This window comes from Delftia sp. S65, assembly GCF_016516495.1.
In the GTDB taxonomy this organism is placed as follows: Bacteria; Pseudomonadota; Gammaproteobacteria; order Burkholderiales; family Burkholderiaceae_C; genus Comamonas; species Comamonas acidovorans.
Genome location: NZ_JACVUR010000012.1, coordinates 41,503 through 57,866, shown reverse-complemented (window position 1 = coordinate 57,866; position 16,364 = coordinate 41,503). Strand labels below are relative to the sequence as shown.

Annotated in this window: 22 protein-coding genes and 1 pseudogene; 13 read left to right on the top strand and 10 right to left on the bottom strand. The window is 64.4% G+C overall.

Features of this window, described 5'->3' with window-relative positions; all coding sequences use genetic code 11:
• Positions 1 to 7: 7 nt before the first annotated feature.
• Genes IAE24_RS12855 through IAE24_RS12840 form a run of 4 tightly spaced genes read right to left on the bottom strand, consistent with a single transcriptional unit; the run spans position 8 to position 3,018 of the window.
• The gene (locus tag IAE24_RS12855) at positions 8 to 565 is read right to left on the bottom strand and encodes a pilus assembly PilX family protein (protein WP_179217907.1); all 558 of its coding nucleotides are present in this window, start codon (positions 563 to 565) and stop codon (positions 8 to 10) included.
• A 2-nt stretch (positions 566 to 567) separates the two neighbouring features.
• Positions 568 to 1,680, bottom strand: coding sequence for a PilW family protein (locus IAE24_RS12850; protein ID WP_199961429.1), 1,113 nt, complete (start codon positions 1,678 to 1,680; stop codon positions 568 to 570).
• Complete coding sequence (gene pilV, locus IAE24_RS12845; protein ID WP_051940613.1) at positions 1,677 to 2,165, bottom strand: type IV pilus modification protein PilV; 489 nt, start codon at positions 2,163 to 2,165, stop codon at positions 1,677 to 1,679. Before pilV ends, IAE24_RS12850 begins: the two co-directional genes overlap by 4 nt.
• A 19-nt stretch (positions 2,166 to 2,184) precedes the next feature.
• A complete protein-coding gene (locus IAE24_RS12840) occupies positions 2,185 to 3,018 on the bottom strand; it encodes a GspH/FimT family pseudopilin (protein ID WP_199961428.1) in 834 nt (277 codons plus the stop codon).
• A gap of 23 nt (positions 3,019 to 3,041) precedes the next feature.
• On the opposite strand from IAE24_RS12840, the gene IAE24_RS12835 reads away from it, so the two are divergent.
• Positions 3,042 to 3,350 (top strand): hypothetical protein, encoded by a 309-nt coding sequence (locus IAE24_RS12835; protein WP_199961427.1) that lies wholly within the window; start codon positions 3,042 to 3,044, stop codon positions 3,348 to 3,350.
• 118 nt (positions 3,351 to 3,468) lie between these two features.
• Here the strand turns inward: IAE24_RS12835 and IAE24_RS12830 are convergent, their stop codons facing one another.
• Positions 3,469 to 4,374: an HTH-type transcriptional regulator ArgP gene (locus IAE24_RS12830; RefSeq protein ID WP_012204684.1), complete on the bottom strand. Its 906-nt coding sequence runs from the start codon at positions 4,372 to 4,374 to the stop codon at positions 3,469 to 3,471.
• 70 nt (positions 4,375 to 4,444) lie between these two features.
• Between IAE24_RS12830 and IAE24_RS12825 the strand changes: the two genes are divergently transcribed.
• Positions 4,445 to 5,095, top strand: a complete 651-nt coding sequence (locus IAE24_RS12825; protein ID WP_012204685.1) for a LysE/ArgO family amino acid transporter — start codon at positions 4,445 to 4,447, stop codon at positions 5,093 to 5,095.
• 9 nt (positions 5,096 to 5,104) lie between these two features.
• Here IAE24_RS12825 and IAE24_RS12820 read toward each other — a convergent pair whose 3' ends face one another.
• Entirely contained in the window at positions 5,105 to 5,416 is a 312-nt protein-coding gene (locus IAE24_RS12820) for a hypothetical protein (RefSeq protein ID WP_199961426.1), read from the bottom strand.
• Positions 5,417 to 5,446: 30 nt separating this feature from the next.
• Complete coding sequence (locus IAE24_RS12815) at positions 5,447 to 5,944, bottom strand: Lrp/AsnC family transcriptional regulator (RefSeq protein ID WP_013803176.1); 498 nt, start codon at positions 5,942 to 5,944, stop codon at positions 5,447 to 5,449.
• A 108-nt stretch (positions 5,945 to 6,052) separates the two neighbouring features.
• Between IAE24_RS12815 and IAE24_RS12810 the strand changes: the two genes are divergently transcribed.
• A complete protein-coding gene (locus IAE24_RS12810) occupies positions 6,053 to 6,955 on the top strand; it encodes an EamA family transporter (protein ID WP_034391880.1) in 903 nt (300 codons plus the stop codon).
• A 97-nt stretch (positions 6,956 to 7,052) separates the two neighbouring features.
• Here the strand turns inward: IAE24_RS12810 and IAE24_RS12805 are convergent, their stop codons facing one another.
• Positions 7,053 to 7,838, bottom strand: coding sequence for a MetQ/NlpA family ABC transporter substrate-binding protein (locus IAE24_RS12805; protein WP_012204689.1), 786 nt, complete (start codon positions 7,836 to 7,838; stop codon positions 7,053 to 7,055).
• Positions 7,839 to 8,034: 196 nt separating this feature from the next.
• Between IAE24_RS12805 and IAE24_RS12800 the strand changes: the two genes are divergently transcribed.
• Positions 8,035 to 8,253 carry a DUF3820 family protein gene (locus IAE24_RS12800; RefSeq protein WP_063326593.1) on the top strand — a complete coding sequence of 73 codons (219 nt, stop codon included), beginning with the start codon at positions 8,035 to 8,037 and terminating at the stop codon, positions 8,251 to 8,253.
• Positions 8,254 to 8,291: 38 nt separating this feature from the next.
• Here IAE24_RS12800 and IAE24_RS12795 read toward each other — a convergent pair.
• Positions 8,292 to 9,627: pseudogene (locus tag IAE24_RS12795) on the bottom strand (aminotransferase-like domain-containing protein).
• Between the two features lie 97 nt (positions 9,628 to 9,724).
• Here IAE24_RS12795 and IAE24_RS12790 point away from each other — a divergent pair.
• Complete coding sequence (locus IAE24_RS12790) at positions 9,725 to 10,210, top strand: PaaI family thioesterase (protein ID WP_012204692.1); 486 nt, start codon at positions 9,725 to 9,727, stop codon at positions 10,208 to 10,210.
• 63 nt (positions 10,211 to 10,273) lie between these two features.
• Here IAE24_RS12790 and IAE24_RS12785 read toward each other — a convergent pair whose 3' ends face one another.
• Positions 10,274 to 10,837, bottom strand: coding sequence for a hypothetical protein (locus IAE24_RS12785; RefSeq protein WP_043819363.1), 564 nt, complete (start codon positions 10,835 to 10,837; stop codon positions 10,274 to 10,276).
• Positions 10,838 to 12,010: 1,173 nt separating this feature from the next.
• Between IAE24_RS12785 and IAE24_RS12780 the strand changes: the two genes are divergently transcribed.
• The 8 genes from IAE24_RS12780 to IAE24_RS30260 all read left to right on the top strand — a co-directional run bounded on the left by IAE24_RS12780 (position 12,011) and on the right by IAE24_RS30260 (position 16,363).
• Positions 12,011 to 12,343: a hypothetical protein gene (locus IAE24_RS12780; RefSeq protein WP_200016372.1), complete on the top strand. Its 333-nt coding sequence runs from the start codon at positions 12,011 to 12,013 to the stop codon at positions 12,341 to 12,343.
• Positions 12,334 to 13,542, top strand: a complete 1,209-nt coding sequence (locus IAE24_RS12775) for a phage/plasmid replication protein, II/X family (protein ID WP_236884664.1) — start codon at positions 12,334 to 12,336, stop codon at positions 13,540 to 13,542. Before IAE24_RS12780 ends, IAE24_RS12775 begins: the two co-directional genes overlap by 10 nt.
• A gap of 10 nt (positions 13,543 to 13,552) precedes the next feature.
• Complete coding sequence (locus tag IAE24_RS12770; RefSeq protein ID WP_199961424.1) at positions 13,553 to 13,936, top strand: hypothetical protein; 384 nt, start codon at positions 13,553 to 13,555, stop codon at positions 13,934 to 13,936.
• A gap of 2 nt (positions 13,937 to 13,938) precedes the next feature.
• Positions 13,939 to 14,151 (top strand): hypothetical protein, encoded by a 213-nt coding sequence (locus tag IAE24_RS12765; protein WP_199961423.1) that lies wholly within the window; start codon positions 13,939 to 13,941, stop codon positions 14,149 to 14,151.
• On the top strand, positions 14,148 to 14,288 hold the full coding sequence (locus IAE24_RS12760) for a hypothetical protein (RefSeq protein WP_199961422.1): 141 nt from the start codon (positions 14,148 to 14,150) through the stop codon (positions 14,286 to 14,288). The genes IAE24_RS12765 and IAE24_RS12760 overlap by 4 nt, the downstream gene beginning before the upstream one ends.
• Positions 14,288 to 14,503 (top strand): hypothetical protein, encoded by a 216-nt coding sequence (locus tag IAE24_RS12755; RefSeq protein ID WP_199961421.1) that lies wholly within the window; start codon positions 14,288 to 14,290, stop codon positions 14,501 to 14,503. The genes IAE24_RS12760 and IAE24_RS12755 overlap by 1 nt, the downstream gene beginning before the upstream one ends.
• 76 nt (positions 14,504 to 14,579) lie before the next feature.
• Positions 14,580 to 14,813, top strand: coding sequence for a hypothetical protein (locus tag IAE24_RS12750; RefSeq protein ID WP_199961420.1), 234 nt, complete (start codon positions 14,580 to 14,582; stop codon positions 14,811 to 14,813).
• A gap of 107 nt (positions 14,814 to 14,920) precedes the next feature.
• Entirely contained in the window at positions 14,921 to 16,363 is a 1,443-nt protein-coding gene (locus tag IAE24_RS30260; protein WP_199961419.1) for a hypothetical protein, read from the top strand.
• Position 16,364 lies beyond the last annotated feature (1 nt).

The window sequence follows — 16,364 nt, the reverse complement described above, 5'->3', positions numbered from 1 at the left end:
CTTTCCTTCAATTGATGTACATGCTTTGCAGCACCACTCGCGAGGCCGGACTGCCATCGGCGCGCCGGGCCGCTCCCATGCCGATGGCCGTCACGCGAAAGACGGGAGGGCGGCCCTGGTCGGCGCCATAGCCCTGCACCACCACGCTTTGCGCAGGGGTCTCCAGCCGCTCGATGAGGTAGCGCGGTGCCGGTGCTCCCTGGGGGCCGGGGGCGGTCTGCCCGGTGTGCGTGCCCAGCGCCACGCCCAGCGTGTCCTGGGCAATGAGCGCCTCGGACCACGAGCTGCCGTCTTCCCTGGGCAGGCACAGGCCCGCTGTGCAGGCATCGTCAAAGGCCTCCAGGGCCGGGTTGCGGGTGGTGATGTCCTGCTCCCCGTCGCGCAGCGCGGCCTCGGCGGCCTGGAAGGCGATGTGCCAGTCGTTGCGGTTGCCCGTGGACCGGCCCTGCAGCAGGCCCATGTTCATGGCGGCCAGCGACAGCATCACCAGGGCCATCATGATGATCATGGTGGTGATGAGCGCCAGGCCGCCCTGTGTCCGTGTTTGTGTCCGTGTCCTTGCCATGCTCATTCCACCCGGTTTCGCAGCGTGAAGACCGCGCTGAATTCACGGTACAGCCGCCGATCGGCTGCGGTGGTGCGCCGGGGGGCGCCGTTGCCGTCGCGATAGAAGGTGTAGCTCTGGGGTGCGTGCAGCAGCGCACCCATGCCAGGCGCGGAGGCCATGAGAAGGCGCACTTCCACGGCGCGCACGGCAGGAGGCGGTGGCGGCGGAGTCGGGCCCGGCGTCGTCGCTCTGCCGGCCAGGCCGGAGCCGGTGTTGTTCCATACGCTGTTGCCGGGAGCCTTTTGCTGAACGGCGGCCGAGGGCTGGCCGTGTATGGCCTCGATCTTGAGATCCACGGCCCCTTCGGCCAGCATGCGGCAGCTCAGGTTATTGGCTTTGCCTTGCTCGGGCTTGGGATCGATCAGGCTGCTGGAGCAGTGGATGAGGCCGGTGGCGCCCTGCTGCCCGGTGCCCTCGCTGAGCCGCCCGATGAAGAACAGGTCATTGACTGCGGGCAGCACGCGTGCATCGCGCTTGAGGGGCGTCAGGCCGCAGGCGCCACGGTCCGCAGAGAAGCCGGAAATTCCCGATCCGGGCGGGGGCTGGATGCAGGTATCCAGGAGCACCCGGCGGGAAATGTAGGTCTGCGAGCAATCGGTCGCGACGACCACATCGTTGTCGCTCAGTTGCTGGCTGCTCTTGTGCGTGCCCGTGCCCGCGGTCCTGAGCACGTCCGACCGGGCGCTGGCCTGGGCAGGGACATCTTCCGCGAAACTGGTCCAGGCATCCTGTGCCTGTCCGCGCCGGATGCCTATGGGGTCCAGCAGGTTCCAGTGGGGCCCGAGCCTTTCGGGCTCGGCGATGAAGGGGGGAACCTTGGTCAGGGCCGTGCTGCAGCCCGTGAAGCCCGCATTGCGCACCGCCTGGCCCATCACGCCAAAGCTCAGGCGTGCATCGCTTTGCATGCGCGCCAGTGCATTTTCATGGCGCAGCAGGCCTCTTGCGTTCACATACAGTCCCGCCAAGGCGGCCAGGAGAAACAGGGCGATGACCACCGCCACCATGAGTTCCACCAGGGTCAGGCCCTGTTGCGGGCCTTGCTGCGGGCCACGGGATGCCAGCCGATCTCTCATGGGATGACCTCGATGCTGTGTTCTTCGGGGTTTCCATCCCCGCTGCGGGGATGGCTCCAGGTCACGGTGATGAGGGTCTTGCCTTCGGCAGTCTTGACGCTGCCCTGGCCCTGGGCCAGGGCGTTGCCCAGGTCCCTTTGCCACAGGCACAGCCGGTACTGGGCATGGGCCTTGTCGTCGCCGCCTTCGCCAGGGTCGCTGCAGGATCTGGGCGCGGTGCCGCCACCGCCGTCGAAGTCGCCTGCCAGTGCGCCCCGGCGGTTGGCGCGCAGGCGTTCCACCATCTCGGCGGCCTTTTGCACGGCCGCCGTGCGCTGGTAGGAGGCATTGAGGTCGCCCAGGTTCTGATAGAGCCCCTTGAGGGTGCCCAGCAGGCCGGCGGAAATGACCACCAGGGTGACCATGACCTCCACCAGCGTGAAGCCTGCCTGCGATGCCGCAGCTGCGGCGGGGGTGGGAGCGGGGTGTGGATCCTTCCTGTCCATGCGAAGTCCTCGCTTGTGTTCAGAGGCTGGCGGCGCAGCCTATGGCTGGCGGCTTGCTGCTGCCAGAGGCGCGGGGCAGCGGGTCGCGCGGTGCCAGGTCCTGCAGGCCACCGGCATACATGGCGATATGGCGGGCGGGCAGGTGCCGGGCGCGACTCGGGCAGGCCGTGAAGGTCACGTCGGGGTTGCAGGGGTAGGCCACGCGGTGGACCTGCTCGGCGCCCGGTGCGCCCTGGCGGGCCGTGGGCCAGCAGATCTGCCCGTCCGGAAGCGCGTGTACGGCGTGGCCCGCCGATTTCATGCCCTGGCCGCCCGTCGGATACCAGGCGAAGAGATCCACGCTGCGCACGCTGGGAAACACCCTGAGGACCTGGTCGTCCTCGTCGATCACGCGGGGGGTGCTGCCGTCGCTGAAGGCGATCAGCTCGCCGGACCAATCCTGGAGCCCCTGATAGGGACCACTGCCGATGGCGGTGTCGCTGCAGGCCTTGCGGCCCGCGCTGGCAGGGCAGATGGTGATGCGCTGGTTGCGTAGTCCCGCCTCGTGCTGGGCCATGCGCAGGGCCGCGGACAGGCGCATCAGTGCGGACTCCTGCTGGCTGGCCTGCACCATGTCGTTCATGTTGGGGGCGGCAATGGCCAGCAGGATGACCATCACGGCCAGGGTCACCATGATCTCCACCAGGGTGAAGCCCTGGTGGCGCCCTGCGGGCGGCGCAGGCATGCCGCCGGCTTCGCGGCGCCGCTGGCATGCCGCATGCGCAATGAATGGAATGCGCAAATGAAAAGCGAAGGAGTACTCCTGCATTGCCTGTCCCGTGTATTCGTCCCTGTGTATTCCTGTGGTGTTCATAGGCGAATCCTGAATATCCGGCAATGGCGGCATTGCCGGAGATGCCGATTTTCTGGATATGGCAAGTATTTCGAGGCACGTCTATTGCCTGCGTGATTTTCAAAAAAGAGTGGCAGATTTATGAAATTGCCTTGAGGCCCGCGAATTCTCTAGGCTCCCGGCAAATGGTGTCAAGGCTTTTCAGAAAATCTGAGTCCTTCTTTTTGCCCCCGGGACGCTTGTACCCGCCTTATGGGAATGCTCCTATTTTATTTCTAGGACTGTTCCTGTTTGCATTTTCCGGGCGTGCGCGGGATTATCTGCTGACGACGGTATTTCAGCGGATTCAATGAATGGAAGACCTGTTTGTTTCCGGTGTTGCGATGATCCCGGGCCGGCAAAAACGCATTGGCCGGGGATGTGGATTCGACGGAGTGGGCGAGGGGGAAAAAGGGGGGCGTCGATGCCCCCTCACTCCATCGGGTCCAGGCAGGCGGCTGCCGCCTGGATCACGCAGTCGGTCAGCCGCTGCAGGCTGGCCTGCGCATTGCGCGCATGGGCCCAGTACATGGGAATGTCCAGATCGTTGCCGGGCAGCAGCTCCACCAGGCTGCCTTCGGCCAGTTGCGCGCCGATCATCAGCGGCGGGTGCATGCCCCAGCCCATCCCCAGCTCGCAGGCCCGCGTATAGCCCTGGTTGGAGGGAAGAAAGTGGCGCGGGGTGTTGCGCCGCCCCTCCGCGCCCAGGCGCTGCAGCCACTGGTCCTGCAGGCTGTCCTTGCGGCCGTAGCTCATCATGGGAGTGCGCGCCATGGCCTCGGGCGTGATGCCGTCCTTCAGGTAGCGGCGGATGAAGTCGGGGCTGGCGGCCGCCACGTAGCGCATGCGGCCCAGCGGCCAGGTATTGCAGCCGGGAATGGCCGAGGAAGTGGCCGTGACGGCGGCCAGCACCTCGCCCTCGCGGATGCGCTTGGCCGTGTGGTCCTGGTCGTCGATGCTGATGTCCAGCAGCTCGTTGCCGTCGCGCGTGAAGGCGGACATGGCATCCATGAACCAGGTGGACAGCGAGTCGGCATTGACGGCCAGCTTGAGCGTGGGCAGGGCGGTCTGCCCCTCGGGGACCAGCTCCGGGTTCTTGCGGCGCAGATCGTTTTCGAGCAGGGCCACCTGCTCCAGGTGCAGGCACAGCCTGCGGCCCGCATCGGTGCCCGAGCAGGGCTGGCCGCGCAGTACCAGCACCTGGCCCACACGCTCCTCCAGCAGCTTGATGCGCTGGGAAACGGCCGAGGGCGTGACATGCAGCTTGCGCGCCGCGCGCTCGAAGCTGCCTTCGCGCACCACGGCCGCCAGGGCTTCGAGTCCGGCGTAGTCGAGCATTTAGATATTCTTCATTTGGTTGAGTAAATGTAATTTTACTTAACCATTTGCCAGCCAGACAATCCCGGCCATGTGGACTGCAAATGTTTCTTCTTCCTGGCTGGCGGGCTTCACGGTCTGCCTGTCTCTCATCGTCTCCATCGGCGCCCAGAACCTCTATGTGCTGCGCCAGGCCGTGCAAGGCCAGCATGTGCGCGCCTGCGTGGCCTGGTGCGTGGTGAGCGACGTGGTGCTCATCGGCCTGGGCGTGGCGGGCATGGCCCGGCTGCTGGGCGACAACCCCGACCTGGCCCGCTACCTGACGCTGGGCGGCGCCCTGTTCCTGCTGGCCTATGGGCTGATCGCGCTGTGGCGCATGGCCATGGCGCCCGATGCGCAACTGGCGGCATCGGGCGGGCAACTGGCCCCGCGTGGCCTGCTGGGCGTGGTCTCCACGCTGGCCGTGATCACCCTGTTCAACCCCCATGTCTATCTGGACACGGTGCTGCTCATGGGCTCCATCGGCGCGCGCCAGGAAGGTGTGCTCAAGTGGGTCTATGTGGTGGGCGCCGCATCGGCCAGCCTGTCGTGGTTCGTGGCGCTGGCCTTTGCGGGCCGCCGCATGAAGCGCCTGTTCGAGAAGCCGCAGGCCTGGCGCGTTCTCGATGGCCTCACGGGCGTGATGATGCTGGCGCTGGCCTGGTGGGTGGCTGGCAGCGCGTTGGCACCGGCAGTTGGCTGACCGCGCAGATCAGTCTGCGACCGGGGCTTCCTCGCCGGGCGCCCAGGTGCCCACGGCCTCGATGAGGTTCCAGCTGTTGCATTCGATGCAGTAGTGGCCCGTGGCGCCGGTCTTCTGGCTGGTCGCCTCGATGACGACCTTGTGGCCATGGCGCTGGGCCTCGGACAAGGGCTGGATCTTGTCGTAGTTGTATTGCTCGGCCAGGTCGCCCCGGAAGGAAATGGTGATGCGGTCGCGCTTGGGATAGTAGTCACGCTCGTACTTGTCGAGGGTGCGTGTGGCGACGAGGCGGGCCATGCTGTCCGGTGAAGGTGCGCTCAAAGCAGTCTCCTGGTGTATGTCTAGGTTGTGTCAACTTGTTTCATTGTCGGGCTTGTGTTCTGCCATCGGCAACTGCAGCCCGGTCTTGATGCGTTCCAGAGCGATCGAGGTGGTGTAGCGCCGGATGTTGTCGTCTCCGGAGAACAGCCGCGCCGCCAGCGCCTGGTACTCCTGCATATCGGCAGCCGTGACGATCAATGAATAGTCGGCTTCCCCGGTCACGTAGTAGCACTGCTGCACAGCGGGCTCTCGCGCCACGCGCGCGCGAAAGGCCAGGGACAGGTCCGGGCGCTCGTTGGCCAGCTGCACGTTGATGAGCACGGTGAGCGGGCGCCCCGTGCGCACGGGATCGACCACAGCCACGTTGGCCGTGATCACGCCCAGCTCCTGCAGGCGCCGTATGCGCCGCTGCACGGCCGGTGCCGAAAGGTGGACCTGCTCGGCAATGAGGCGCTGCGGCGTGAGGTTGTCGCGCTGGAGCACGTCGAGGATGGCGCGGTCAAAAGTATCGAGTGCGATGGCGGGCATGGGGGAGGGGCGGAAAACGGATGCGGAGCGGTCGGAAAGAGCGAATATTGCGCGAAGAGGCCCCAAAACGAGCCTTTTGCATCGCTGGCCTGCAATATCGTACGTGCCATGACAACAAACACCACATGGAACCGCGCCTGGCCCCTGCTGGCCGTGCTGGGCTCGGTCACGGCATTGGGCGTGGGCACTTCACTGGCCAAGCAGCTTTTTCCGGTGCTGGGCGCCCAGGGCACTTCGGCATTGCGCGTGGGCTTTGCCGCGCTGATCCTGGTGGCCATCTGGCGGCCCTGGCGCTGGACGCTGGCCCGCCCCCAGGCGTGGGCGCTGCTGCGTTTCGGCGTGGCGCTGGGCGCCATGAACCTGCTGTTCTACATGGCGCTGCGCACCATTCCCTTTGGCCTGGCCGTGGCCATCGAATTCTCCGGTCCGCTGGCCGTGGCCATCTACCACTCGCGCCGGCCGGTGGACTTTGTCTGGCTGGCGCTGGCCGTGGCGGGGCTGGCCCTGATTTTGCCGATAGGGGGCGCCGGCGCGGGCGGATTGGTGCTGGAGCCCGTGGGCATTGCCTGCGCCGTGGGCGCTGCCATCTGCTGGGCGCTGTACATCCTGCTGGGGCAGCGCCTGGGCAGCATTCCCAGCGGCCAGGCCGTGTCGCTGGGCCTGGTGTTCGCCGCCATGGTGGTGGTGCCTTTCGGCGTGGCCGAAGCGGGGGCCAAGCTGCTGCAGCCGTCCATCCTGGCCTTCGGCCTGGTGGTGGCGGCCATCTCCAGCGCCTTGCCCTATACGCTGGAGATGATGGCCCTGCGCCGCCTGCCACCGGCCACCTTCGGCATCGCCCTGGCCACGGAGCCTGCGATTGCCGCCCTCATGGGCATGCTGCTGCTGCATGAGCACCTGGTGGGGACCCAGTGGCTGGCCATCGCCTGCATCATGGGCGCGGCCATGGGCAGCGCCATCACGCGGCCCGCTGCGGCGGCCAAGGCGCCGGCCGAGGTGACGCCTGCGGGTTGAGTGGCGATACCAGGGAAGGGGAATGAAAAAAGCGCTGCCGAGGCAGCGCTTTTTTTGCGGGGACATGATGCAGCCGACCGGCTGCACTCCTTGTGCCTCAGAACGCAGGAACGACAGCGCCCTTGTACTTCTCGAGGATGAACTTCTTCACGTCGGGCGTGTGCAGCGCATTCATCAGCTTGGCGATGTTGGGATCGTTGGCACGGTCCTGGCGCGAGACCACGATGTTGGTGTAGGGCGAATCGGCGCCTTCGATGAACAGCGCATCCTTGGTGGGATTGAGCTTGGCCTCGATGGCGTAGTTGGTGTTGATCAAGGCCAGGTCCACGTCAGCCAGCGCGCGTGGCAGCAGCGGGGCTTCGAGTTCCTTGAACTTGAGCTTCTTGGGGTTCTTGGCCACGTCCAGCGGTGTGGGCGTCAGGCTCTTGGGGTCCTTGAGCTCGATCAGGCCCTGCTTGGCCAGCAGGATCAGGGCGCGGCCGCCGTTGGAGGGGTCGTTGGGGATGGCGATGGTGGCGCCGTCCTTCAGATCCTTCACGTTCTTGATCTTCTGCGAGTAACCGCCGAAGGGCTCCACGTGGACCTTGCCATTGGGCACGGCCACCAGCGAGGTCTTGCGGTCCTTGTTGTAGCTGTCCAGGTAGGGCTGGTGCTGGAAGAAGTTCACGTCCAGCTGCTTGTCCTCGACGGCCGCATTGGGCTGCACGTAGTCGCTGAATTCCTTGATCTGCAGGTCGATGCCTTGGGCCTTCAGGGCCGGCTTCACATGGTTGAGGATTTCTGCATGGGGCACAGCGGTGGCGCCGACCTTGAGCACGTCGGCGGCCTGGGCCGTCAGGGCCAGCGTGGCAATCGCGATTGCGGAGAGGGCTTTCTTCAACATGACCGGAGGACTTTCTTCAACGGGTTGCAAAAACGCCGCAGGCCCGGTGGAGTGGTTCTGTATCGGGCGGTACGGCAGGCAGGCGCATAGTCTAGTGCGGCGCCAGCGGCCGCAATGAACAATTTTGCTATTTGGTTATAAGGCTGTGGCTTTTTATGCAGATTCTTGCGATGCCGCAGCGCGTACCATCGCCGCCATGGACTCCGAAATGCTGCAAAAGCTGGTGCAGGTGCACATGCCCTATGGCAAGTACAAGGGCCGGCTGATCGCCGACCTGCCCGGCAACTATCTGAACTGGTTCGCACGCGAAGGCTTCCCCAAGGGAGAGCTGGGCCAGTTGTTGGCGCTGATGCAGGAGCTGGACCACAACGGCCTGTCGCACCTGCTGCAGCCGCTGCGCGCCGGGCCGCGCTGAAGCGCAAGGCCGCTGAACCGGGCCCTGGCCCGGCAGGCTCAGGGGGGAAAGCCTTCCACGGTATCCCGCAACTGAACGAGTACGGCCTCCAGTTGCGGCAGAGGCACCGAACCCAGTCCCAGGCGCAGCGCATGCGGGGCATGGGGTGTCGTTGCGTAGGCGTGGGCCTGCGATACGGCGATGCCGCACTGGGCCAGCGCCGTGGCCACCCGGTCCATTCGCAGCTCCCCGGGCAGGCGCAGCCAGAGGAAGAGCGAGCAGGGGTGGGCCAGCATCTGCATTCCTGCCAGCGCCTTGCGCGCAATCGCCTGCCGGCGCCGTGCCTCCTGCCGCATGCGTTGTTCCTGCTGCCGCACGGAGCCGCTGGCCATCCAGCGCGTGGCCATGGCCGTGATCAGGCCCGGCATGCTCCAGTGGCTGGCGCGCACCACGGCCTTGACGCGGCCGGCCCATGCCTGGGGCACCACCATGAAGCCGAAGCGCAACCCGCTGGCCACGCTTTTCGAGAGGCTGGAGACGTGAATGCAGCGCTCTGGCGCCAGCGTTGCGAGGGTTGCGGGCGCCTTGCCTGCAAGAAAGGCATAGGCAGCATCCTCGATCAGCAGGCAATCGTGGCGCCTTGCGATCTCCACCAGGCGCTGGCGCTGCGCCAGCGGCATCACCCATCCCAGGGGGTTGTGCAGCGTGGGCATGGATGGCGCGTATGCGCCGGCGTGCGCACAGCCGCTCCAATGCATCGAGGTCGGGACCCTCGTCAAGGGCAGGGACCGGCTGGAGGTCCAGGTCCTGGAGCTCGGCCAGCATCCTGAAGCCCGGGTAGGTCAGCGCATCCACGGCCACCGCATCGCCGGGCCGCAGCAGCGCACGCACGGCAATGTCCAGTCCTTGCTGCGCGCCATTGACCAGGAAGATGCGTTCCGGCTCGGCAGCCAGGCCGCGTTCGCGGGCAAGGAAGTCGGCCACGATGCGCCGCTCGTGCAGCCGGCCGCCGGGCGGCTGCTGGTGCATGAGCGCAGCCAGGTCGCCCGAAGCAGCCAGTTCGCGCAGCATGGAGCGCAACAGCCCGGCCTGCCCGGGCCAGGTGGGATGGTTGAAGGACAGGTCGGCCGTGTCCGAACTCAGGCGGGATTCGTCGCCGCCATCCCATTCGCGCTGCTGCGGCCGATCCCGCACAAAGGTGCCGCGCCCGGTTTCACCGATGACCAGGCCGAGGGAGGCCAGCCGCGCATACACCTTGCTGGCGGACGCCACGGCCATGCCATGGCGGGCCGCGAGGTCGCGGTGCGTGGGCATCAGCGTGCCGGGCGCGAGCCGGCCGGCGCGGATGTCTTCGGCCAGCCGTTCAGTCAGCAGAGCAACGCGAGAGGCAGCCATGGAGTGTAGCTAGGACAATTTTTTGATTGTTCCAGTCTAGGTCATCACACTGGCGAGACGGGCATTCCCTTGCCCTCCCTCTCCAGACAGGAAATCCATGCATCTTCCCAGCACTTATCTCCCCGTGCTCGACTATCTGCAGCGGCAGATCGAAGGGCGGCTTGCCGCAGACGAGGCCACGCACATGCGCTATCCCACCGCGATCTCGCAGATGCTGGGGTTTCGCATAGTGGCCGTCGGCGAAGCCATGGCCGTCGTGGAGTTCGACGCCGATGCGCAGCGCCATGGCAACCAGCAGGGCACGGTCCATGGCGGAATGCTGTGCGAACTGGCCGATGCTGCCATAGGCACGGCGCATTCCACTTTGATGGAGCCAGGCCAGAGTTTCACCAGCATCGACCTGAAGGCGGCCTTCCTGCGCCCGGTCTGGCGCTCCAGGCTGTGCGCGCGGGCGTGGGCCGAGCACCGTGGACGCACGATCAGCCACTACCGCTGTGAAATCGAGCGTGATGATGGCAAGACCGTTGCGAGCATTGCCAGCGCCGTGATGACGCTGCGTGGAGAGCATGCGCAAGGCCGTTGAAGCAGCCGCTGGACAAAACAGAAAGGCCGCGACAGGCGCGGCCTTTTGCAAGGAGCAGGCGGTTTACTTGGCGGCAGCGCGGGCGGCTTCTGCCTTGGCCTTGGCTTCGTCGGCCTTGCGCTGCAGCTCGGCTGCCTCGGTTTCAGCGGCCTTGGCCTTGGCTTCGGCTTCCTTGGCGGCTGCATCCTTTTCAGGAGTCATGGCGCCAGCCAGCGCATTGCCGGCCATGGAGCCGGCCACGGCGCCCACGGCAGCGGCGCCCAGCGTGCCCATCATGCCGGAGCCGCGTGCTGCGGGAGCGGCAGCCGCGCCAGGTGCAGCAGCAGCGGGGGCGGCCCCAGCCGCAGGTGCCGCAGCGGGGGCTGCCCCAGCGGTCGGGGCTGCAGGCGCGGCCGGTGCGGCGGGGGTGGACGGAGTCGCCGCCTTGCTGGCGGTGGGCGCCGCAGGCGCTGCGGGCTGAGCGGGGGCCTTGCCGATCGACGCCGGGCGCACGGACTTGCCGCCGCTGCCCATGCGCTTGGCCTGGGCCAGCGTGGGCACGGTCAGCGATGCAATGGCCAGGGCGATCACGGAGGCAGTGGCGCGGAACGAAGTCTTCACGGAGTTTTTTCCAATCATGGTGGTCATGTACACGGTCGGCGCAGGCGGGCCCGCGCCGGTCGGCGCGCCACAGGCTGCCCGTATGCGGGCAGCCTGTGGCCTTGTGTGTCACATGGGGATGGGGAAGGAGATTCCAAGCACCGGCGCGCGGATGCGCCGGCGTGCAGCCTGCTGTTGTAGGTGGGCCACCCGGCGCTGGGGCGGTGGCCTATGGGGCTGCGTGAAGCATTGTAGAAAAGACTGGGGCTTGCCGGAAAAGCAAGCCCACAGAACATTCTCAGCTATTGATTGCGGAGCAGGAGAGTGTCTCTCAGTCTGTCTCGTAGCGGGCTGTCTCTCTCTGCTTCCAACGCCGCAACCGCCATCCACCTGTTGGCATCTTCTCCTAAATCCATAGCAATGTTTCCAGCAAGCATGGGGCTTAGGCGACCTGCCTTCTTAGCGTTCGTGAAGGTGCCAGGTGTGATGTTGTAGTCCCTGCTCCACGCAGATGCGCTCTTCTTTTCGAGCGCTTTCGTCAGTAGTTCCAGAGTGCTAGTCATCTAAAGGCTCCTGTCTGTCAAGCACTTTCCGATTTTGCACGAGTCGTGTAACCGTTGTTATACGAGTCGTGAAAACTGGTAACTTCACGACTCGTCGAATTTCACGATTCGTCGAAGGGGCCAGCAAGCTCGGTCGCAGGCAGTGAACAACAGCCGGGCCTACCGCCAGAAGCAGAGCAGGCGGCTCCTCATCACAACCCAGGAGCCGCCAGCATGCCTACACCTCGAACCCCGTTACGTCCTCCACCTGGTCAAACAAGTCTGGCCGCGCGCCTGGCGGCTCCCGACCAGGCCGACCAGGTGGGGGGCACCCTCACGATTGATCAGTTTGACGCTTGGCTGCATCAAGAGATTGAGGCAGCTAGGGCGAATATGTGGCACAGCCCTCCCGACGAGAGCTTGGCGGATGAGGTTATTCGTTGCGCTTCAGATGTGCGCCACATGGCGCAGTGCCGAGCAGCCTTAGAACTGTTGCGTCGTTTCGGGGAGGGCAAATGACTAGCCGTCTCTACCCACGCCGTTCCGACCAGGTGGGGGACACCCAGCGTGGGCGCGTCTCGGTGTCGGCGCTCTTCTTCCTCGTCTGCGGACTGTTAGCAATCGCGCTACAGGCCTGTTTGCTCGCTGATGCGGTCCAGCGCTTTCTCGGATGGTTCGCATGACCGGCCGCCCCTACACCCACGCGGAGCATGCCGCGCGCTGCCGTGCTGCAGCCCAGGCCGGTCACACCCTCCAGTCACAGCATGTCCAGATCATGCGGCGCGGCGTTCTGTACTGCGCGCAGATCTGCAACGCATGGACCACCCCTGACGGCCAGGACCTCTGGACCGTCGAAACCTCGTTCCCGGAAGCCGCGCGCTTCACGGTGCCTTGCCGTCAGGTGCGCCTGTGCGAACGCTGCTCGTGCGCTGCGGAGGGCACCGGGGCGGAGGGGGCCCCGCTTGCGGGGGAGGGTCCGCGCCGGGGCCCGGAGGGCGTGACGTGCTTGTAACACGTCACTTTAGTCTCACCGATGAGACTTTTCCTGTTCTGGACGCTGCCGTTCCGGGCAACGTTGTCGACCTGGCAGAGCGCCGGGCCGGTCGCGCGGAGTGGTACCCCGCACCCATCACAAAAGCCCAGCTCGTCGGCTTCTGCGACTGGCTTTCGATCTACCAGCGGCACGCATGCGGTGGCCTGCCGCAGATATCGGACGGTGCGTTCATGCGCATCGACAGCGACGGCCAGGTCGAATCGATCACGCTCAAGAAATCGCGTATCGAAGGCTCATTCGAAACTGCTGTGTTTGTGCGCTGCGACGGCGAAACCGTCTGGTTTGAGGGCAACGTTTCGAAGTGGGGCAGGACCGACAACGTGTTCGGTTACTCGTTCATGCAGTGCCTGCAGATCATCAACCGCTTGTTGCTCTCGCTGGGCCTGCCTCCGTTCACCGAAGGTGAAAAGTTCATCACGAACTTCAAGGGCGAGCCTCGCACATGCTGGACCGGCGCCGTCGTCACCCGCGTCGATGTGACCCAGAACTGGAGCGTGGGCGGCAAGGAAAACGCCTACCACTTCATGCGCTACCTGCAGAGCCAGCAGGCGAGCCGTTTGAAGACCGGCACCTACGGCGACGGCGAGACCGTTGACTTCGGCCGCGGCTCCCGCCGTGTCTATTTCAAGGCCTATCTCAAGGGGCCGGAACTGCGCCGCCATGCGGGCCGCGTCGCTGATTCCTCCACGTTCGAAAAGGCCCCCGTCGATCCATATGTCCTGCAGCTTGCCGACTGGTGCGATGCCGTTGGCCTGGTGCGTGTGGAGATGACTTTCAAGGCAACCAAGCTGCACGACATGGGCTGCCACTTCCTCGGGGGATTCGACATGAAGCAAATCGAGATGGAGTTTGAGCAGCGCTGCGAAGTGCTCACGCGCGCCTGCGCTGACGTGGACGAGTTGTCCGAGCTGCCCAAGGCTCTGTTGTCCACCTATCGCATGTGGCAGGCCGGTGACGACCTGACCACCAAGCTGAGCCGCGCCACCTTCTACAGGCATCGGCGCGAGCTCCTTCCGTACGGGGTCGATATCGCCATCAAAAGCAACGTCGTCCCTTTGAAAACGAGGACCCGGGTAATCAAGCTCGGCCCGGTGTCCATGCCTGACTGGTACGAGCTACCGCCACCCGAAAGGAATCGAAATGGCACTCATGGTTGAAGTTGTGGGAATGAAAGCCTTCAAGGGCTTTGTGAACGGAGAGGGCATCAACAGCGGCACCGTGTACGCACGCGTGAAGCTGGACGACCGCTACAACAAGCCGGGCGAGAACTTCAAGGGCGGCTATGCCGTCGAGGACTGGAAGATGCCCGACGCGGATGCTGTGTTTCGCATGCAGCACATCCCACTGCCCTTCGTTGCCGAGCTCGAAGTCGAGCGCGTGAGCAACGGCAAAGAGTCCCGTGAAGTCGTCATCGGTGTGCGGCCCGTTGAGACCCTCGCGCAGGCCCCTGCACGGCCTGCTGCAGCGGATGCAGTGGTACCGGCTGCCGCTCGCCCTGAAGCCCCCGCACAGGCCCGCCAGCAGGCCCCAGCAATGAAGGCGGCAGCGTAGCCATGGACGCTCTCACTCATGACCAGTTTCAACAGCTCATCGCGGGCTTGTTTTTTATCGCGGTCGCGGGGGGCATCTGCGGTGCTGTGGTGCTCAGCGCATTCGTGCATGTCGCTTATCGCTGCGTCCTCTTGATTGGTCGCTATTTCGACCGCCGTGACCGCATCGCGGCCGCTCGCCAGCGTGCCGATTTTTCTTCAGGAGTAAAGCCATGAGTACCTATGTCTGCTATGGCTGCGGATCGTTTTTTGAGACCGAGCAGGAGGAAGGCTCCGATGAGGTTGCATGCACGGAATGCGGCTCCATCGATACGGACTCCCAGGGTGACTACGAGGACTTCGTGGGTAGCTGATGTCTGGCTACTTCGTCTGTCTCCAGCCTGAAATCCCCTGCCAGGCCGTGCACCAGGTCGCGGTAACCGAGGTCACTTTGCAGGACCTCGCCGCGCTGGGCATCACCCCCGGCAGTGTGTCTGTAGCCGTGGGCATCGGCTTCGGTCTTGTCTTCGCGCTCGCAATGCTCGGCTTCGGCTTGGGCGTTGCCTTGCGCATGGTTCGCAGGATCTGAGTTTGCAGCCCAGAGCCCTGCGGCTCTGCGGTGCAAGTTCGCACCTTTTCACCCAACTTTTTTTCGAGGAAAAACCATGATCGCAACCACTCGCAATCTCGCTCGCAAGTACGGCGCCAAGATCGTCGCAGCCACTGGCACAGCCATGGCCGTGACCGCCTCGCACGCCGCTGGCATGGAGGATCTGTTCGATGCCGTGGACATCTCCGGCATTGCTGCGAAGGCTACGGCTCTGTGTCTGGTCATCGTCGGCATCGCCCTGGTCATGAAGGGCCCCTCGGTCGTCAAGCGCATCATCGCCAAAATCTAACAGGCGTTAGCCATGTTGGTCGTCGCCCTGGTTGTCGCTGTTCATGCCGTATTCGCGCTGATCGGCGCGATCGGGGCGATTTGTTTTTTCATGCTTGCGAGGATCTGATGCGCAATCTATTCAGGACTCTTTGCGCCCTCGCGCTATTGGTTTTTGGCGCTGCAGCGCACGCGGATTTCGGCCGTCCTGCCACATACATTTTTAATGGTCAAAGCTATCCCAGTGCTGCCGCTGCGTGTAAGGCTGTTGATCCTAGCTATCCGCCTGCGATGGGTGTTGAGCCTAGTGGATCGGCTGCGGAGACGTACTGGACGCATATGTGTTTACGCCCTGACTCCGATTCGGGCGCTCCAGCATCTGTAGGTTCTCATTGCCCTGATATTGCAGGTCGAACGCGCATTGCGCGAACTCCCGGCCCTATTGCGGGTCGAGGCGTCACGCTGGATGCTGACACCTGTAATTACTCTGGTAGCGACCCCGATGGCACCGGCAATAACGAGGCATGCAAAGGCCTTGAAGATTTCTGCTCAGACCGAAAAAAACAAGGCTGGAACGCGATTTTTCGTGCTCCCGGGATGGGGGCTGAATTCGTTTGCCACGCGGCAGAAAATGCTAACTCTGGTGGTTGGAGCGAGCCCGCGTTTCCAGGGTGCTCTAAGGGCTGCATGGTCAGTACTGGTACTACTGTGTCCGTGCAGGATGATGCAGGCAAGTGGTACACGACAGGCACGGGCAGCTACGCGGGATCGACCTGCGATCCAAACGTCATCAACAAGCTCAACGAGGGAAAGGAAGACGAAAAAGAGGTCACTCCCCCCGACAGCAAAGACCCCGGTAAATGCAATGGTCAGGCGGGCACGGTCAATGGCAAAGATGTGTGTTTGCCCTGGTCTGGCGCAGAGGGCGACAACAAGAGCGAGACGAAGAAAAACCCAGACGGCTCCACCACGAAGACCGACACGAAAACCACCTGCACAGGAAATAGCTGTACCACGACCACGACCACCACCGGCAAGGACAGCAGCGGCAACACGACTGGCACAACTACGACCAGCACCACGACCACCAAAGATGATTACTGCAGTAAGAATTCAGGTAGCTCAGTGTGCGGAGCATTGGACCCATCAAAGAAACCTGGTACAGGCACTGGCGGAGGCTCGGGCGGCTCGGGGAGTGGCTCCTGTGAAGGCGCCGACTGTGAAGATAATGATGGCCCCACGCTGCCCGGCAAGCCTGCCTTTGGCAAGTTCGGCGCTCCTGAGCAGCCCAAGCTCTACACGACCAAATACCCCGACGGCATAGCGGGCGTCTGGAGCGCCAAGACTGCAGAAATTAAGAGCGCGCCGATTGCAAATCTTGTTGGTGATCTGATGCCCAAGGTAGCGGACGGCGGCACCCCTCCCACCTGGATCATTGATCTTGACATGGGCGGCATCGGCAACTTTGGCCAGCGCGACATATCGCCGCCCAGCTGGCTCTGGGGTGTACTCAAAGCCATCACGATTTTGTCCGCGCTGCTGCTCGCGCGTCGGCTTGTTTTTGGGGGTTGAC

What these genes read in the sequence shown, in the direction of transcription:
- IAE24_RS12855 (WP_179217907.1), bottom strand. Translation starts at nt 565, where the DNA reads ATGGCAAGGACACGGACACAAACACGGACACAGGGCGGCCTGGCGCTC.
- IAE24_RS12850 (WP_199961429.1), bottom strand. Translation starts at nt 1,680, where the DNA reads ATGAGAGATCGGCTGGCATCCCGTGGCCCGCAGCAAGGCCCGCAACAG.
- pilV (WP_051940613.1), bottom strand. Translation starts at nt 2,165, where the DNA reads ATGGACAGGAAGGATCCACACCCCGCTCCCACCCCCGCCGCAGCTGCG.
- IAE24_RS12840 (WP_199961428.1), bottom strand. Translation starts at nt 3,018, where the DNA reads ATGAACACCACAGGAATACACAGGGACGAATACACGGGACAGGCAATG.
- IAE24_RS12835 (WP_199961427.1), top strand. Translation starts at nt 3,042, where the DNA reads ATGGCGGCATTGCCGGAGATGCCGATTTTCTGGATATGGCAAGTATTT.
- IAE24_RS12830 (WP_012204684.1), bottom strand. Translation starts at nt 4,374, where the DNA reads ATGCTCGACTACGCCGGACTCGAAGCCCTGGCGGCCGTGGTGCGCGAA.
- IAE24_RS12825 (WP_012204685.1), top strand. Translation starts at nt 4,445, where the DNA reads ATGTGGACTGCAAATGTTTCTTCTTCCTGGCTGGCGGGCTTCACGGTC.
- IAE24_RS12815 (WP_013803176.1), bottom strand. Translation starts at nt 5,944, where the DNA reads ATGCCCGCCATCGCACTCGATACTTTTGACCGCGCCATCCTCGACGTG.
- IAE24_RS12810 (WP_034391880.1), top strand. Translation starts at nt 6,053, where the DNA reads ATGACAACAAACACCACATGGAACCGCGCCTGGCCCCTGCTGGCCGTG.
- IAE24_RS12805 (WP_012204689.1), bottom strand. Translation starts at nt 7,838, where the DNA reads ATGTTGAAGAAAGCCCTCTCCGCAATCGCGATTGCCACGCTGGCCCTG.
- IAE24_RS12800 (WP_063326593.1), top strand. Translation starts at nt 8,035, where the DNA reads ATGGACTCCGAAATGCTGCAAAAGCTGGTGCAGGTGCACATGCCCTAT.
- IAE24_RS12790 (WP_012204692.1), top strand. Translation starts at nt 9,725, where the DNA reads ATGCATCTTCCCAGCACTTATCTCCCCGTGCTCGACTATCTGCAGCGG.
- IAE24_RS12785 (WP_043819363.1), bottom strand. Translation starts at nt 10,837, where the DNA reads ATGACCACCATGATTGGAAAAAACTCCGTGAAGACTTCGTTCCGCGCC.
- IAE24_RS12780 (WP_200016372.1), top strand. Translation starts at nt 12,011, where the DNA reads ATGACCGGCCGCCCCTACACCCACGCGGAGCATGCCGCGCGCTGCCGT.
- IAE24_RS12770 (WP_199961424.1), top strand. Translation starts at nt 13,553, where the DNA reads ATGAAAGCCTTCAAGGGCTTTGTGAACGGAGAGGGCATCAACAGCGGC.
- IAE24_RS12765 (WP_199961423.1), top strand. Translation starts at nt 13,939, where the DNA reads ATGGACGCTCTCACTCATGACCAGTTTCAACAGCTCATCGCGGGCTTG.
- IAE24_RS12760 (WP_199961422.1), top strand. Translation starts at nt 14,148, where the DNA reads ATGAGTACCTATGTCTGCTATGGCTGCGGATCGTTTTTTGAGACCGAG.
- IAE24_RS12755 (WP_199961421.1), top strand. Translation starts at nt 14,288, where the DNA reads ATGTCTGGCTACTTCGTCTGTCTCCAGCCTGAAATCCCCTGCCAGGCC.
- IAE24_RS12750 (WP_199961420.1), top strand. Translation starts at nt 14,580, where the DNA reads ATGATCGCAACCACTCGCAATCTCGCTCGCAAGTACGGCGCCAAGATC.
- IAE24_RS30260 (WP_199961419.1), top strand. Translation starts at nt 14,921, where the DNA reads ATGCGCAATCTATTCAGGACTCTTTGCGCCCTCGCGCTATTGGTTTTT.